General features: G+C 48.5%; 12 protein-coding genes, 1 tRNA gene and 1 pseudogene. 7 read left to right on the top strand and 7 right to left on the bottom strand.

Going from position 1 to position 16,131, the window contains the following annotated elements; translation table 11 throughout:
- Positions 1 to 8: 8 nt before the first annotated feature.
- Both J1C60_RS13755 and J1C60_RS13760 read left to right on the top strand, forming a co-directional pair.
- The gene (locus tag J1C60_RS13755; RefSeq protein WP_128179239.1) at positions 9 to 1,778 is read left to right on the top strand and encodes an ABC transporter permease; all 1,770 of its coding nucleotides are present in this window, start codon (positions 9 to 11) and stop codon (positions 1,776 to 1,778) included.
- Positions 1,771 to 2,841, top strand: a complete 1,071-nt coding sequence (locus tag J1C60_RS13760; protein WP_128179238.1) for an ABC transporter ATP-binding protein — start codon at positions 1,771 to 1,773, stop codon at positions 2,839 to 2,841. The genes J1C60_RS13755 and J1C60_RS13760 overlap by 8 nt, the downstream gene beginning before the upstream one ends.
- Positions 2,842 to 2,923: 82 nt before the next feature.
- On the opposite strand, the gene J1C60_RS13765 is transcribed toward J1C60_RS13760, so the two are convergent.
- Entirely contained in the window at positions 2,924 to 3,832 is a 909-nt protein-coding gene (locus tag J1C60_RS13765; protein WP_128179237.1) for an AraC family transcriptional regulator, read from the bottom strand.
- Positions 3,833 to 3,955: 123 nt separating this feature from the next.
- On the opposite strand from J1C60_RS13765, the gene J1C60_RS13770 reads away from it, so the two are divergent.
- A complete protein-coding gene (locus J1C60_RS13770) occupies positions 3,956 to 4,489 on the top strand; it encodes a carboxymuconolactone decarboxylase family protein (RefSeq protein WP_128179236.1) in 534 nt (177 codons plus the stop codon).
- 105 nt (positions 4,490 to 4,594) lie between these two features.
- On the opposite strand, the gene J1C60_RS13775 is transcribed toward J1C60_RS13770, so the two are convergent.
- The gene (locus J1C60_RS13775) at positions 4,595 to 4,753 is read right to left on the bottom strand and encodes a hypothetical protein (protein ID WP_164877317.1); all 159 of its coding nucleotides are present in this window, start codon (positions 4,751 to 4,753) and stop codon (positions 4,595 to 4,597) included.
- A gap of 305 nt (positions 4,754 to 5,058) precedes the next feature.
- Here J1C60_RS13775 and J1C60_RS13780 point away from each other — a divergent pair, with 305 nt between their 5' ends.
- Entirely contained in the window at positions 5,059 to 6,300 is a 1,242-nt protein-coding gene (locus J1C60_RS13780; protein ID WP_128179235.1) for an ankyrin repeat domain-containing protein, read from the top strand.
- A gap of 158 nt (positions 6,301 to 6,458) precedes the next feature.
- Here the strand turns inward: J1C60_RS13780 and J1C60_RS13785 are convergent.
- A pseudogene (locus J1C60_RS13785) lies at positions 6,459 to 7,042 on the bottom strand (DDE-type integrase/transposase/recombinase); the annotation flags it as partial.
- 57 nt (positions 7,043 to 7,099) lie between these two features.
- On the opposite strand from J1C60_RS13785, the gene J1C60_RS13790 reads away from it, so the two are divergent.
- From J1C60_RS13790 to J1C60_RS13800, 3 genes are all read left to right on the top strand, one after another.
- A protein-coding gene (locus J1C60_RS13790; protein WP_445684478.1) for an IS3 family transposase occupies positions 7,100 to 8,613 on the top strand; the annotation gives its coding sequence in 2 pieces (ribosomal slippage) (positions 7,100 to 7,550 and positions 7,550 to 8,613; 1,515 coding nt in all).
- Between the two features lie 247 nt (positions 8,614 to 8,860).
- The gene (locus J1C60_RS13795) at positions 8,861 to 10,018 is read left to right on the top strand and encodes an SIR2 family protein (RefSeq protein WP_128176708.1); all 1,158 of its coding nucleotides are present in this window, start codon (positions 8,861 to 8,863) and stop codon (positions 10,016 to 10,018) included.
- Positions 10,018 to 11,919 carry an ATP-binding protein gene (locus J1C60_RS13800; RefSeq protein ID WP_128176706.1) on the top strand — a complete coding sequence of 634 codons (1,902 nt, stop codon included), beginning with the start codon at positions 10,018 to 10,020 and terminating at the stop codon, positions 11,917 to 11,919. Before J1C60_RS13795 ends, J1C60_RS13800 begins: the two co-directional genes overlap by 1 nt.
- A 27-nt stretch (positions 11,920 to 11,946) precedes the next feature.
- Here J1C60_RS13800 and J1C60_RS13805 read toward each other — a convergent pair whose 3' ends face one another.
- From J1C60_RS13805 to proB, 4 genes are all read right to left on the bottom strand, one after another.
- Positions 11,947 to 13,113, bottom strand: coding sequence for a tyrosine-type recombinase/integrase (locus J1C60_RS13805; protein WP_128176704.1), 1,167 nt, complete (start codon positions 13,111 to 13,113; stop codon positions 11,947 to 11,949).
- 162 nt (positions 13,114 to 13,275) lie between these two features.
- Positions 13,276 to 13,351: transfer RNA gene (locus J1C60_RS13810), tRNA-Thr, on the bottom strand.
- A 252-nt stretch (positions 13,352 to 13,603) separates the two neighbouring features.
- Complete coding sequence (gene proA / locus J1C60_RS13815; protein ID WP_128176710.1) at positions 13,604 to 14,857, bottom strand: glutamate-5-semialdehyde dehydrogenase; 1,254 nt, start codon at positions 14,855 to 14,857, stop codon at positions 13,604 to 13,606.
- A gap of 10 nt (positions 14,858 to 14,867) precedes the next feature.
- The gene (proB, locus tag J1C60_RS13820; RefSeq protein ID WP_128176702.1) at positions 14,868 to 15,971 is read right to left on the bottom strand and encodes a glutamate 5-kinase; all 1,104 of its coding nucleotides are present in this window, start codon (positions 15,969 to 15,971) and stop codon (positions 14,868 to 14,870) included.
- Positions 15,972 to 16,131: the final 160 nt, after the last annotated feature.

Raw genomic sequence — 16,131 nt, forward strand, 5'->3', positions numbered from 1 at the left:
GATGTGACATGAATGCATTGCGCAGAAAGTGGCAGAGTTTGCCGCGCGGCATCGTGGTGTTGATAACTGCACTGGTTATCTACATTCCGCTGTCGTTTATTGTGATACAGAGTTTTCTCTCGGCACCGTTCTTTTCACCGTCAAAAGTGTGGAGCCTGGAGTCTTTTGAGTTCATTTTTACCGATCCAGATTTCTATAAAGCACTGAGAAGTGGCTTTATTCTGGCGTTTGGTCTGGTGGCGATAGCCATCCCACTGGGCGGTATTCTCGCGTTCCTGATGGTACGCACCGATTTACCCGGTAGACGCGTGATTGAGCCGCTGATTTTGGTACCGATTTTTGTCTCACCAATGGTGCTGGGGTTCGGCTACGTTGTCGCTGCAGGGCCGGTGGGCTTCTTCTCGCTATGGGCGCAATCGCTCTTTGGCTTTGTGCCCTGGAATATCTATGACATGTCGAGCATTGTGGTGATTGCCGGCTTAACCCATGTTCCACATGCCTATCTTTATATCTCCTCGGCGTTACGCAGCGTGGGTTCTGATGTTGAAGAAGCCGCACGTATCGCCGGGGCCTCGCCCTTACAAGTTATGACGGCGGTTAGCTTACCGATGGTACGCCCGTCAATTCTTTATGCCATCGTATTGCTGTTTTTCCTCGGACTGGAAGTCTTTGGTTTAATGCTGGTCCTGGGCGATCCGGAAGGCAATATGGTATTGGCAACCTATCTTTACCAACTGACCAATAAACTCGGCACCCCCTCTTATCATCTGATGGCAGCGGTTGCCGTCGTGCTAATTTGTATCACGATTCCATTGGTCATGCTGCAGCGGCGCCTGATGCGGACCGCCAACCGTTTCGTCACGGTTAAAGGTAAAGCGTCACAGGCCCGTGCCCTGCCGCTGGGAAAATGGCGCTGGGTGGCTGGCGCAGTGGTCGCATTTTGGCTGACAGTCACGATCGGCGTACCACTGGTTGGCGTAATGCTGCGCGCCTTTATCTCCAATTGGGGCGTCGGCGTCTCAATCTGGGATGAGCTCTCGCTTGGCACCTTCCGTACCATTTGGGCACAACCGAATCTACTGCGAGCCATCGTCAACTCAATGGCTATCGGGGTGATCGGCGGAGCTCTGGCGGTTGTCTGTTATCTGTTTGTGGGTATCGCTATGCACCGCAAGCCCGACAACACTACGCGCTTTCTGGATTACAGCGTGCTGGTGCCGCGTGCGGTTCCCGGTCTACTGGCGGGCCTGGCATTTTTATGGGTGTTCCTGTTTCTGCCGATGTGGCTCGATAATGCGCTGAAATCCGGATGGCTCTCGGATATGCCCTGGTCGCAATGGCTCCGCGATAATCTGATCGTTTGGCTAAGGTCGTTGCGCAGTACCATTTTCAGCGTCTGGTTGGCGTATACCGTGGTATGGATGGCATACGGGTTACGACTGATCTCCTCCACACTGCTGCAGGTTGGGCCGGAATTGGAAGAAGCGGCACGCAGCACCGGTGCCACACGCGGGCAAATTACCCGCCACGTTACCATTCCGCTGTCACGCTACGGTCTGATCGGTTCATGGTTGCTGATGTTCCTGATATTTGAGCGTGAGTATTCGACAGGTGTCTACCTGCTTTCTCCCGGCACTGAAACGATCGGTTCGATGCTGGTTTCCCTTTGGGCTGCGGGTGCGATTGATATCGTCGCTGCGCTTTCCTTTATTAACATCCTGCTGGTGGTGGTAGGTCTGGGTATTGCCCTACGTTTTGGAGTCAAATTACATGATTGAATTATCGGTCGAGAATCTGCACCTAACCTACGGTGATAACCCGGTATTAAAAGGCGTATCCATGAACCTGGAGCGCGGTGAGGTTGTTTCCTTACTGGGCCCTTCGGGCAGTGGAAAAACGACATTATTACGTGCTGTCGCGGGGCTTGAGAAGCCGACCCAAGGCACTATTATCATCGGCAAGAATAAAGTTTATGACGGCACGCCACGCAGTGAAATCCCTGCGGAAGAACGGAATCTGGGACTGGTATTTCAGTCTTATGCGCTGTGGCCGCATAAAACCGTATTCGAAAACGTCGCATACCCGCTCAAGCTGCGTAAAGTGTCATCAACGGAGATTGCTCAGCGGGTTCAGAATGTACTCGAACAACTGGGCCTCGGCCATCTGGCAAAGCGCCACCCGCATCAGCTTTCCGGCGGTCAGCAGCAGCGCGTAGCGATTGGACGTGCGCTGGTCTATAACCCACCGGTCATTCTGCTTGATGAACCGCTGTCGAATCTTGATGCCAAGTTACGAGAAGAAGCCCGCGTATTTCTGCGTGAGCTGATCATTAAACTCGGTCTTTCGGCGCTAATGGTAACGCACGATCAGAATGAAGCGATGGCGATTTCCGACCGTATTTTACTGCTCAACAACGGTAAAATCGAACAGCAGGGAACGCCACAGGAGATGTACGGCTCGCCGAAGACCCTGTTTACCGCCGAGTTTATGGGCAGTAATAACCGCCTGCACGGAAAAGTCAGCGAAATCAGCGGCGATAAAGCCCGCATTGAAGGACGCGGCTGGGCGTTTTGGGGACAAGCGGGCGAAGGTGTACAGGTGGGCCAGGAAGGTATCGCAGTCATTCGCGTGGAACGTGTTGTACTGGCCGACGGCCCTGGTGAAAATCAACTTGAACTCCCGCTGCTGACCAGTATGTATCTTGGCGATCGCTGGGAGTACCTGTTCCGAACGTCAGGCGATGACGTTGTCATCCGCGCTTACGGCACTCAGGTTCGCGATCCACAACATTGCCATCTGGTGTTACCTGAACAGCATCTCTGGATCTTCCCTGGAGCCTGATCTCCCCTCAAAGGGCCACCGCAATCTTCAGGTGGCCCGCACATTCCTGATCAGATAATCGCCTGTAACAGCCTTCAAAGAGTCAGACTGTTTTCCGGTATTGAGCGGGCGTCAGGTCATACCATTTTTTAAACGCCTTAGCGAAAGAGGAAAGCGATAAAAAGCCACACCGCTCGGCAATAATATCAACAGTCAGTTCACGCTCATCACGAAGTAGTCTTGAGGCTAGCGCCATACGCAATTGAGATAACCAGACCTGTGGCGTTTGATGATAACGATGAGCAAAATGTCTGGCGAACGTTGCACGGGATAAAAAACAGTGTTCAGCCATATTTTCCATCGTCCAGGGATAAGCAGGATCGGCAATGACGGCAAGCAAGGCGGGTAAAAGGCGTTTATCACTCATCAGACGCAATAACCCTGCGGGCGGCTGATGTAATGACAGTAAAATACGCAGAACAAGCACCAGGAGTGTATCGGCCAGACCTTTGACGATAGTCGCACCGCCCGGGAGCCCCCCCAAACTTTCCCGGATCAGCATTCTCAGAAGGATATTAAGCTCATCGCAATCTTGTCTCTCATCGGTCTTCAGGTGGATTAGTTCAGTCTCATCGGCAAACAGCCAGCCATAGTTTGGTCCAAAATGAAACTCACCACACAGTACCTCAACAACGGATCCGGGCCCGTCAGTGCGCACTTCGGTCAGAATACCGTTGTGTTGCTTCAGCGCAGGCACAACCTGCCCCCACTCCACCAGACTCTGTAAGAGATGGGGAGAACCATGTGGCAACATCAGAATATCGCCTGCACGCACCCGTACCGTTTGCTCCGCGATATGTAACTGCGCTTCTCCCCGAAGGATCACATGCCACGGCACCACACCCGGCGCCTGTTGCCGCTGGTCAGCCGCCCATTGGCCACCAAAGCGACAGTGAAGATTAACGACGCAGCGTGGGGCAAGTAGGGCTAGCAACTGGCTGAGGCTATCCATAATCACTCCTGAGACGATAAGACAAAAAGTCGAGACGAAAAACGCCGCCTCTCGGATACCGGAGAGCCTATTATTAATCCATCGCCGATGCGGCGAAACTCATAAACTGACAGGAGAATGATGATGAGCCGTTTAACTTCGCTTCAACCAGATAATGCAACAGGCCAGGCTGCAGAACTTTTTGGCGCCATCAAACGTGTGATGGGTAAAGTCCCTAATGCCTATCAGGTTATCGGTATTGCTCCCGAGATTCTTGCTCAGGCACTTCAACATAACGCGACGCTGGCTAAAAGCAACCTGAGCAAACGTGAACTGGAGGCGATTAACCTTGCAGTGAGTGAAACGTCCGGCTGTGATTACTGCCTGGCGGCCCATACCCTAACGGGTAAAATGGCAGGCTATACCCTTGAACAAACGCAGGCGTTACGCCAGGGGGCTTATCCGGAAGAGGCGCATATTGATGCCCTGGTGAAATTCGTGAAAACGCTGGTTACAACGCATGGTACCTTACCTGAAGAGACCGTTACCCAGTTCCGCGCCGCTGGCTTTAGCGACCGTCAGGTCGTCGAGGTGATTAGCGCTGTTAGCGCCATTTTGTTCACCAATATGATTAATCGCGTCAACGATACCCTGGTTGATTTTCCAAAAGTGAATTAGCCAGCTCCGATAGCTCTGCTTAACGGCGGCAATAAGCCCGGGGTCAGATACGGCTCCGGGATAACGGTCGCAGAAGATCGCCTATATCCCCAGCGACCTGCACATCTATTCCTCACACTGATGTGCAATTGAGCGACTGCGAACTTTTGTATTATCACGGTAATCCATCGCCATTTCAGTATGCCGGGAAGCTCTACTGGCGAGCGTCTCCCCCTTTTTATTCACGGGCATATTCTCCAGCTCCGGACGAGCATTGCCTGTCATCAGGTGTTTCCGCCGTATGCAATGAGAACCCCGGATAATCGCTCTGTCAGGGCACATGAAACGTAACGTTCATCACTCGATATACTAAGCGCAACGGTAAGCGCACCACCGTGAAATACAGCCAGCCTCCATAACGATCCAAACACGTGTATCACCTGCTCATTTCTGGCATAGCCACGATCTTGCGCGGGACCCGAAATAGCGTAATACCGCTTATATGGCATCATTCTCAAAGGTGTGGGGATAATCGGAACCTTTTTTCCCCTGCGTACACCTAAATATATCCGTGGTTAAACGAGAAAAGTATGCGTATTCCTCTTTCTAATCCAATGATATTCCACCAGGCCGTAGCACAAAATGACGCGGCGACGATCCAGGAACTGAGGCTGCAAGGCCATAAGCCCGTGGCCGTGGACCAAAATGGAAAATCTGCAATTGACACGTTAGCAGAACGTCATGATATAGACGATGACGCACGGGATAAGCTCTACCATAGCCTGCTGGGCTCGCTGAACCCCAGCGCGCCGCCAGGCTATATCAAACCGGAAGCGTTCCACGGTTCACCGTGGGGGTTTGAAATCTTGCATAGCGGCATGCTGAAAGGCGGCGTTAACGATCCCAAAGGCGGTTCGCAGTCTCTTGAAGGTAAGGTTTTTTTCTCGGATCGCACGCGTGAATCGACCGACAAGTTTGAAACGCGCGAAAAACTCCGTCAAAACCCGCGGATATATGCAAAAGGGCTAGGGATAAAAGTCACAACGGTGGAAACACGTTCAGACCTTTACAGGTTAGCCAAGGCGTTCAACCATGCTAAATCCAGGGAAAACTATCCAGTTTTAACGCTTACATTTACAAGCAGCAATAATCTGGAAGAGGCTGTCTATAAGAATCTGATTTCTCACTTGTCGAATAATGGCTCAAGGCTGGAGAATGAATCGCCTGAACAAGTCCTGCAAAATGTCGGCATCCCGGGGCATATTAAGTTTGTTGATAGCTCCCCTCTGCTTACCCGCGAGCAGGAAAGTACGCTGATCGCCAACGCTTTCCAGCGTATAGAAAATGAACTGGCCGGCGGTAAATTACCTTTTCTCAACCTGCTAAACGATGGGCAAACCATTCCACTGGTCTTTGGTTTCAGTAAGATTAATCATCTGAAAACGCACACGATCCATAAACCACTTATTAACAAGACATCCATGTTTAACTATCAGTCTAAGGATCACCCGCTGACAGGAACAGCCAATGGGGGAAAGCTGAAAGAAATTGAAGTAAAATCGATGGCTGACCTTGCCACCTTAATACTGGCTTGCAGAGTGCAGAATGTGGCGTTGCCTGAGGACACAGTGATACGTCTTAACTCTCCACCAAAAGAGAAAAAGCAGTATAACCTGAAAGCGTTTTATCTTGATGGCCCGATGGTCACAAAATTTAGCGATATGCTGCTGAGAGGAGACGGGCAAGATATAAGCCAGCTTAATCTTGGACAGCTTCAGGCCCTTAATCAAGAGCTGCGACAAAAAGCAGAGGATAGCAGTTTTGCACATTAAATGATGAGTATGTAATTAAAATCGCGCGATGACCTGATGTTGGTTTGCCCAACACAACATGATAAAGCAGCCTACTTGATGGACGAAAAACGGTTGCAGACTCTGGTTAATGGTAATCTTTCCATTTTTAACGAAGGCGATAAGTAGAATCAGGACATTCACTGAATACTCTGCATCGGCGTGAGGCCATTCAATGATGTGAATAGGTGCAGCCCCAGCCAGTCATAACGCACTGACCGCTTATATCGCTCAATATAAGCGGTTTGCTGAGGTTTACTCGGCTGAATAAAACGCAGGGCTATATTCTGCTGTGCTGCCCATGACATGAGTATATTGCGGTATATTCTGGTCCGTTATCGCATCGTATTGACTTCGGTTTACCTTTCCATTCAATGAGTTGTTACAGTGTTCTGGCGATCCGACTTACCGGCAGGGGAAAATCCACCTCAATAGCCAGTACTTCACGATTGAAATCATCGATAATATTAAGTCAGCGCAGAGAACGGCCATCAGACAACCGGGCATGCATGAAATCCATTGGCCCGCATTCGTTGCTGCTTCAGGCACCGCCAGCAGTTCGGGTTTATCCCGTTTCAGTCATTTCTTCGGCTTAATTCGCGTGTTCAGCGACAGATCGCAGTAAATCCGGCACATCCTTTATAGTTGAATAAGCCTTTTACGTTACGAAAATACAAAAAGCACGGATCAAATCCCCATTGCGCTGGCTGTCAGTGACCCTCAGTGTCAGCATAGTTGTCACCTCCTCTGAAAAATCAATCTGAGGGTGATGGAGTGACAGATGAAACGTATTTCCCCCGAACGAAAGGCCAGCGTGATGGCAAAACTGCTGCCTCCTTACAACATGACCGTTTCCGCCGTTGCGCAGATGGAAGGAATATCTGAAGCTACCCTCTATAACTGGCGTAATCAGGCTAAACAGGAGGGAAAACCGGTGCCCGGTGCAGACAGGAGCAGTGAACAGTGGCCTGCGGAGGCCCGCTTCGCCGCCATCGTGGAAACGGCCACGCTTTCAGAAGCTGAGGTGGCGGAGTACTGCCGTAAAAAAGGACTGTATCCGGAGCAGCTGACGCAGTGGAAGCAGGCATTTTTGCAGACCTCCGTGCCGGATGATAAGGCAGCCCTGAAGCAGAGCCAGAAACGCATCAGACAGCTGGAAAAAGAGCTGACCCGCAAGGAGAAAGCGCTGGCGGAGGCGGCCGCGATACTGGTGCTGCGAAAAAAGCTCAGGGATTACTACGGGGAAACCGACGGGGACGACTGACCCCAAAGAATGAACGTCAGCAGTTCATTGTGTGGATTAATGAAGCGGTAGCCACCGGAGCCCGGTGTGCCGTTGCCTGCCGGGAGGTCAATCTGAGCCTGCGCACCTGGCGACGCTGGCAAAAGCACCCGGAGGACGGGCGTCCGGCAGCTATCAGACCGGCTCCGGCGAACCGCCTCAGCGCAGAGGAGGAGATGCAGATACGGGACACCTGTCATCAGGCGGAATATGCAAGTCTGCCACCGTCACAGATAGTCCCCCGCCTGGCCGATAAGGGGATTTACCTGGCGAGCGAGTCGACCTTTTACCGGATACTGCGCCGTCACGGCGAAGTGCATTACCGGGGACGAAAGCGGCGGGCGGAACGGGTAACGCCGCCCCGGACATATACCGCAACGGGGCCGCGGCAGGTGTGGACATGGGACATCACCTGGCTGCCGTCGGTGGTACGGGGGCGCTGGTACTATCTGTACCTGATTGAGGACGTGTTCAGCCGTAAAATCACCGGCGCGGAAGTCTGTGAAACGGAAAGCGGCGAGCAGGCAGCGGTGCTGATGCAAAGGACGGTGCTACGGGAACGCTGCTGGCGACACCCTCTGGTGCTGCACGCAGATAACGGTGCAGCAATGAGGTCGCAGACGCTGCAGGTAAAGCTGGCAGAGCTGAAAATCACGCCGTCGCACAGCAGGCCGCGGGTGAGCAATGACAATGCGTACGTTGAATCACTGTTCCGGACGCTGAAATATGTGCCGCAGTGGCCGTCGTCGGGCTTTAAAACGCTGGATGAGGCGCGGGAGTGGGTGGATAAATTTACCCGCTGGTATAACGCAGAGCACCGTCACAGCGGTATCGGGTACGTAACGCCGGAGCAGCGGCATAATGGTGAAGACCGTACGCTACTGAGTCAGCGAGATATGCTGTACCGTGCGGCGAGAGAGCGCCATCCGGAACGCTGGTCGCGGGGAACGCGAAACTGGCAGCGGAAAGCGGAGGTTACCCTGAACCCGGAGCGAGAAAAGCAGGCCGCATAGTGAACGTCAGGGATGACAACTTCGTTGACACTTACCGCATCTATTCAATTAAGATTTTTTTGCTCATCCTCGTTCTGTAACTGTTATCACGAAAATATTGTTGATTAGCTCTTTTTATCACTTGAACAAAGTGTAAGATAACTATTGAATATTAATTCAATACTCATTTTCACGTAGTTATACTTACAGTTATTCCCTATAGTTATAAAAATATTGTTATTACTAATTTTCGTATAAAGGACTACTAATGAAAGACGATAACATTGAAGATGATTTAGAGCAGTTCCAAGAACTACTGAACTGCCCAGAGCAAAATTGGTTACTAGGTGCAGGAATAAGCTATTCAGCAAAAATTCCACTTATGTACCCATTAACAAATAGGGTGCTAGAATTAGTCAACGATGATGCTGCCACATTAAATTTGATCCAAAAAATAAAATCACAACTTTCTCCTGACCTGCATATAGAACATATACTTAGTCATCTAGGAGACTATGCAGCAATTGCATCACGTACGCTTTTAAAAACAATTGATATTTGTGGCGAAAACTTCAGTTTAGAAGAAATTGAAGAAATTCATAACAAAATCCTCAAACATATTGCTGATACAATACGATTTGGGTATATTGAATCACCCGAAAAAGAAATTGGCGACAAAGATAATTACATTGTCGATATAAAGGAGCATTTTGATTTCATTCAAACTTTGTTTTATAGCTTAAGAGCAGGGGTGAATGAAAGAAGACGCCCAATTAGATTATTCACCACTAACTATGATACGTTACTGGAAGATGCTCTTGCGTTAAATAGAATTCCTTATTGGGATGGTTTTAGTGGTGGAGCCGTAGCATATAGATCTTATAAATATGGCCAGAGTGAACCCACTAGTGAAGCAAAAGCTAACGTCATAAAAATGCATGGTTCAATAGATTGGTTTCAGCATGAAGATGGTTCATTATGGCGCGTAAGAGACAAAGACACATACCCAATAAAAAATAATAGGGTTCTCATTTACCCTCAATCGACAAAATATATTGCAACTCAAAAAGATCCATTCTCCTCTCAATTTGACCTATTCAGAAAATCATTATCTACATTATCATATCATGTTCTAATTATATGCGGTTATAGCTTTGGAGATGAGCATATAAATCAAGAGATTTATCTTTCTATGAGCAATCCAAATAATAAAACCATAATTCTAGCTTTTTGCCAAGAAGCAGACAATCAACTTCCTACAGTGTTAACAGAATGGAGAAATGGTCTTTGGGGAGACAGAATTTATATAGCTACTCAAAACGGACTATATGTTGCTGACAGACCGGCAATAAAGAGAAAAGAGGAATATGATGATTGGTGGACATTCTCAGGAATGACTAAGGTATTAAAAGAAGGGGTTATCTAATGAATTTTAAGCCTGTGGATGAGCTGAAAATTGGTCATATCGTTGAGGTTTCAGGAACTAAAATAAGAGTTGAATTATCAAATAATGTTGAAGAACTAACCAGAAGTTACGCGGGCAAGGTGTATGCCATTGGTCAACTAGGTAGCATTGTAAAAATTCATTTCGGTAGAAATGTTATATTTGCTTTCGTTACCTTGTTAAGAATGCGATCTGATGAATTGCAGCCAGATACCCTCCCCATTCCTCCTGAAGCAGACCAACGAATTATGGAGGTTGAACTATTCGCACATGGGCAATGGTCTCCTACCAATCATAAATTAACATTTAATCGAGGAGTTAAAATTTATCCACTCCCTAAACAAGGGATATATTTAATGACACATTCTGAGTCATCAGAATTATTTACAGCAGCTGAAGGCTCGAGGAATGATGATTGTGACCCACTTGTTCCCTTTGCCCATTATACAAGCGCCACATCTATTCCTTGTAGAGCCAACATTGATAAGTTGTTTGGACTCCATTGTGCTGTTTTAGGTTCAACGGGATCGGGTAAATCCGGAGCAGTGGCAACACTGCTACATAGCATACTTGATCATACAAGTATTAAAACTAAACGTTTATCTCCAAGAATTATAATGATTGATCCGCATGATGAATATGGTAATGCTTTTAAAACCAGAGGAGTTATTTATCAAGCATATAGCGCATTAGAAAACAATAACGATAAAAAAAATATAAAACTCCCATACTGGTTAATGTCTAGTGACGAATTCAGAACACTTATTATTGGTAAAACTGAAAAAGAGGCAACATCACAGAACAACATAATATTCAAAGCTCTTTCATACGCTAGAATGGTAACTTTAGGTATAACCGATGCATCGCCAACAAATTACTCATGGGCACCTCCTGATGATGGATTATCTCATGATGAGCCAAGACCGGCGGTAGGTCATTCTGTTGAAGAAATAATTTCATTTGATTCAGATAAACCTATTCCATTCTCTTTACAGGAATTTGAGAATCACATTAGATTTGTGCAAGCTTCTAGATTTAAATCCAAATCCACTACAGTAGAAAGAGAAACTGACACCAACTTTTCAGACAAGTTCAAATCTATATTAGATAAGATATCCGTATTAAAGAGAGATCCAAGAATATCTTTCATGATGGAAAATTGGACCCCTAAATCCGATATATCACTAGAGGTGGTTTTAGAGCAATTAGTTGGTGAGATTGAAGATGACGGAATATACAAAGACATACGAATCATTGATATTTCTGGGTTACCAAATGAAGTAGCTGGTCCACTCACGGCAACTATAGCAAGATTGCTTTTTCAATATAAAGTTTTCCAAACAATTGAAGAAAGAAATAGTGATCCTTTTTTATTAGTTTGTGAGGAGGCTCATAGATACGTGCCTAATCAAGGAGAAGCACAATATGCGGCGGCTCAGTCAGCAATTAGACGAATAGCAAGGGAGGGACGAAAATATGGGCTTGGACTTATGCTGGTTAGCCAACGCCCCGCCGATATTGAGAGTACTGTTATTTCTCAATGTGGGTCATGGGTAGTCCTTAGATTAACTAACTCCACCGATCAACAGCATGTGTCAAAATTCTTACCAGATGGATTGTCTGGTCTGGTAGCTGCTTTACCAGCACTTTCACAGCAAGAAGCAATATTTGTTGGTGAAGCTGCTGCTTTACCGTCTAAAATTAAAATCAACCACCTCCCGGAAGATAAAAGGCCAAGATCAGAAAATATTAGCTTCTCAAAAGGATGGTCAGAACCTAGATTAACAACTGAAACACTTAAAATTATTTCTAATAGAATGACAGGACAGTTACCAACCGCCCCTGCTGATAAAGCTCCAGAGAAAGAAGATTTACCATTCTAAAAAATTGCCGAGTTCATCTCGGCTTTTTTAGCTCAAAATCTTATTGGAATACCATTGAAGCATATCCTTTCTTTTCTCGAAATATTGAGCATGATTATATGTGCCACGGATACTATTTTTATCAACATGTGCTAACTGCATTTCGATCCAAGCGGATTCAAATCCTTGCTCATGTAAAATAGTCGATAACGTATGTCTAAATCCATGCCCAGTGACTTTCCCTGCAAAGCCAATACGCTTGATAACCTGGTTTATACTCGCTTTACTCATAGGCTTGTTCGGATCGTTCCGCCCCGGAAAAACATAACGATAATTCCCTGTCATTATCTTAAGTTCGTTGAGTAAATCTAACGCTTGAGTAGATAGCGGCACAAGATGTACCCTACGCATTTTCATCCTTTCTGCTGGAATTTCCCAAAGAGCGTTATCCAGATCAAATTCCGACCATAATGCGGCACGTAATTCAATCGTTCTTACACCCGTAATCATCAGTAATTTCGTGGCAATCAGGACAAGCCGACTTCCGGTGTAACAATTCAAAGCACGCAGGAAATCTGGTATCTCATCAGCCTTTAGGAACGGGAAGTGATTTGATTGGTGTACTTCGAGGGCGCTAGAGAGATCCGATGCTGGATTAAACTCAGCTCTACCTGTGGCTATGGCATAGCGGAAAACTTCTGAGCATCGCTGCCGAACTTTGCGCATTTTTTCTAATGCACCGCGCTTTTCGATTTTACGCAGCACATTAAGCAGTTCTAGCGGTTTAATTTCGCCTACTGGTCTTGTACCCACGTAAGGAAAAATATCGTTCTGAAACGCTTCCATGATGTCAGAAGCATAACCTGCCGACCATTTGGCAGACTTCATCTGGTGCCACTCTGTCGCTATCATTTCTAACGCGCTTTCAGACTCCGTTTGCAAAGCAATCTTTTGCTCTTTTCGAACCTCACTCGGATTCTTACCTTCGGCCACCAGTTTTCGGGCATCGTCGCGACGGGAACGCGCATCGGCAAGGGTGATCGTTGGGTAAACGCCAAGCGAGATCATCTTGGGTTTACCGGCATAGCGATAGCGGAACCGCCAGCTCTTGCTTCCATTAGGTTCTATAAGCAATGACAAGCCTTGCCCATCCCCAAGCGTATAGGGTTTATCTTCAGGCTTAGCGCGGCGAATTTGCATATCGTTTAAAGGCATGTGTATAGGAATCCGGACCGAACAGGAACATATACACAATCCTATACACATTCTGTATCGGATTCTACTGGATGGTTACGGACGATGATGGACTAAAAATCGGTAAAATCGTTATAAATCAGGGTATTTATGGATGAATACGGACGTTTGGGGAAGTTGAGATGGTGCCGATAATAGGAGTCGAACCTACGACCTTCGCATTACGAATGCGCTGCTCTACCAACTGAGCTATATCGGCTTTGGAGAAAGGAGTGATACGTTAAGAAAAAGCGGCGGCTGAGTCAAGCGCCTGTCGTTTAGATGGCCAATTTATCATCACTTGTCATAGACTTATCTTCCCCGGCACTAAACAGTTGTGCGAGTTTTGTGGTGTCCTTCCGCTCGGTCACGGCCCGCTCCCGGCCAAAAGAAAATGTCGCTTTGATGCAGAGCAGAACGCATCCCTTATACGTCGCTGCTCTCTGTTTTGTTTGTCGGGATAATTACTGAATTACTGACGAATACTATCGTCGCCGTAGGCAATCCACTTATAAGTCGTCAACGCCTCCAGTCCCATCGGGCCTCGGGCGTGCAGTTTCTGGGTACTTACCGCGACTTCCGCTCCCAGGCCAAACTGACCGCCATCGGTAAAACGGGTGCTGGCGTTAACGTACACCGCTGAAGAATCAACCTGCCTCACAAACTGGTCTGCACTTTGCGTATTGCGCGTTAATATCGCATCGGTATGTTGCGTACCGTATTCACGAATATGAGCAATAGCTTCCTCCATATCCGCAACGATCTTAACGTTAAGGTCCAGCGATAACCATTCGTCGTGATAATCAGCCTCCTGCACCGCAATCACAGTTGCCGGCCCCGCCTGTAGGGCAGCAAGCGATTTCGCATCAGCATGCAGATTGATGCCCTCTTCCGCCATCCGCGCACTCAGGGCGGGCAGGAAAGCTTCAGCTATCGACTGATGTATCAATAGGGTTTCAGCGGAGTTACAGGCACTTGGACGCTGCTTCTTCGCATTCACAATGACCTTGAGCGCGGCATCCAGCTCAGCGAAGCGATCGACATAAATATGGCATACGCCAATCCCACCCGTGATCACCGGAATGGTCGACTGCTCACGGCAAAGTTTATGCAGGCCTGCGCCGCCACGAGGAATCAACATATCCACGTAACGATCCAGTTTCAGTAACTGATTCACCAGCTCGCGATCCGGGCTTTCAATCGCCTGCACCGCACCCGCAGGAAGTCCATGGGCCTGTAGCGCGCTCTGGATAACGCGTACCGTCGCACTGTTGGTACGGTATGTCTCTTTGCCACCGCGCAGGATCACCGCATTGCCCGTTTTCAGACAGAGCGAAGCAACATCAACCGTAACATTCGGACGCGCTTCATAAATGACCCCCACCACACCGAGCGGCACGCGGCGACGTTCAATACGTAAACCGCTGTCGAGCTGGCCACCGTCAATCAGCAATCCAACCGGATCGGCCAGGCGGCAAACCTGGCGTACATCATTAGCAATACCGGCTAAACGTTCAGGCGTAAGCGCAAGACGATCGAGTAACGCTTCGCTCATATTATTCTGACGTGCATCAGCCAGATCCCGCTGGTTTGCCGAAAGGATTTCGGCACTCTGCGCCTCAAGTCGATCGGCAATCGTCAGCAGGAGCTGATTTTTTTCCGCGGTGGAGAGTACCGCGAGTTGGTAAGATGCCGCTTTCGCCACTTTACCCATTTGTTCAAGCATCATATGCCCCTTAGCTGACGATCATATCGTCGCGATGCACCGCGACCGGCCCATATTCATAACCGAGAATTTCACTAATTTGCTGGCTGTGGTGCCCGGCTATCATTCGCATTGCATCGCTGTTATAACGGGAAACACCGTGGGCCACATCACGTCCTTGCAGGTTGCGGATGCGGATAACCTCACCACGGGAAAAGTTTCCGCTCACCTGACGGATACCTTTTGGTAACAATGAGCTGCCGCGCTCTAATATCGCTGACAACGCACCGTCATCAACGATAAGCTCACCAGCCGGCGGCGCACCAAAGATCCAACGTTTGCGATTTTCCAATGGCGTTTCCAACGCATGAAAGCGCGTACCGACGGGTTTACCGTCGATCACATCACCAATCACGCTGGCACGACTGCCCGCAGCAATAATCACATCAATTCCGGCACGACAGGCAACATCAGCAGCCTGCAGTTTGGTAGCCATTCCGCCAGTCCCCAGCCCTGAAACGCTGTCTCCGGCAATGGTACGCAGCGCATCATCAATGCCGTGTACATCGCTAATAAGTTCAGCAGCAGGATCGTGGCGCGGATCGGCGGTAAACAATCCCGGTTGGTCGGTCAGCAGCAGCAGTTTATCCGCTCCCGCCAGCATCGCCGCCAGCGCAGAAAGATTATCATTATCTCCAACTTTGATTTCCGCTGTGGCCACGGCGTCATTTTCATTAATAACCGGCACAATGTGGTTATCAAGCAATGCACGTAGCGTGTCACGCGCATTGAGAAAACGTTCACGATCTTCAAGATCGGCGCGCGTCAGTAACATCTGACCGATGTGAATACCATAAATAGAGAACAATTGTTCCCAAAGCTGAATCAAACGGCTTTGCCCCACGGCAGCCAATAGCTGCTTTGAGGCGATGGTCGGCGGCAGTTCGGGATAGCCCAGATGCTCACGCCCGGCCGCCATTGCGCCCGAGGTGACAATAACAATTCGATGTCCAGCCGCGTGCTGCTGCGCGCACTGGCGGACTAACTCAACAATATGTGCCCGATTTAACCGACGCGATCCGCCGGTCAGGACACTGGTACCCAATTTGACTACCAGAGTCTGGCTGCCACTCATTATTTCCTGCCATTGCTAAAAAAAGTATGCAAACAGACGTTTTATCAGGTGTCAGGCGCGATGCCAACAGGCATCGGGGGAAAAGCACAAAAATCCCGTTCATGACATTCAATACGATAAAGGGCGATTCACAATAAATGCTAAAAACTGTCATAAATCG

The sequence above is a fragment of the [Pantoea] beijingensis genome (assembly GCF_022647505.1).
GTDB classification, from domain to species: Bacteria; Pseudomonadota; Gammaproteobacteria; order Enterobacterales; family Enterobacteriaceae; genus Erwinia; species Erwinia beijingensis.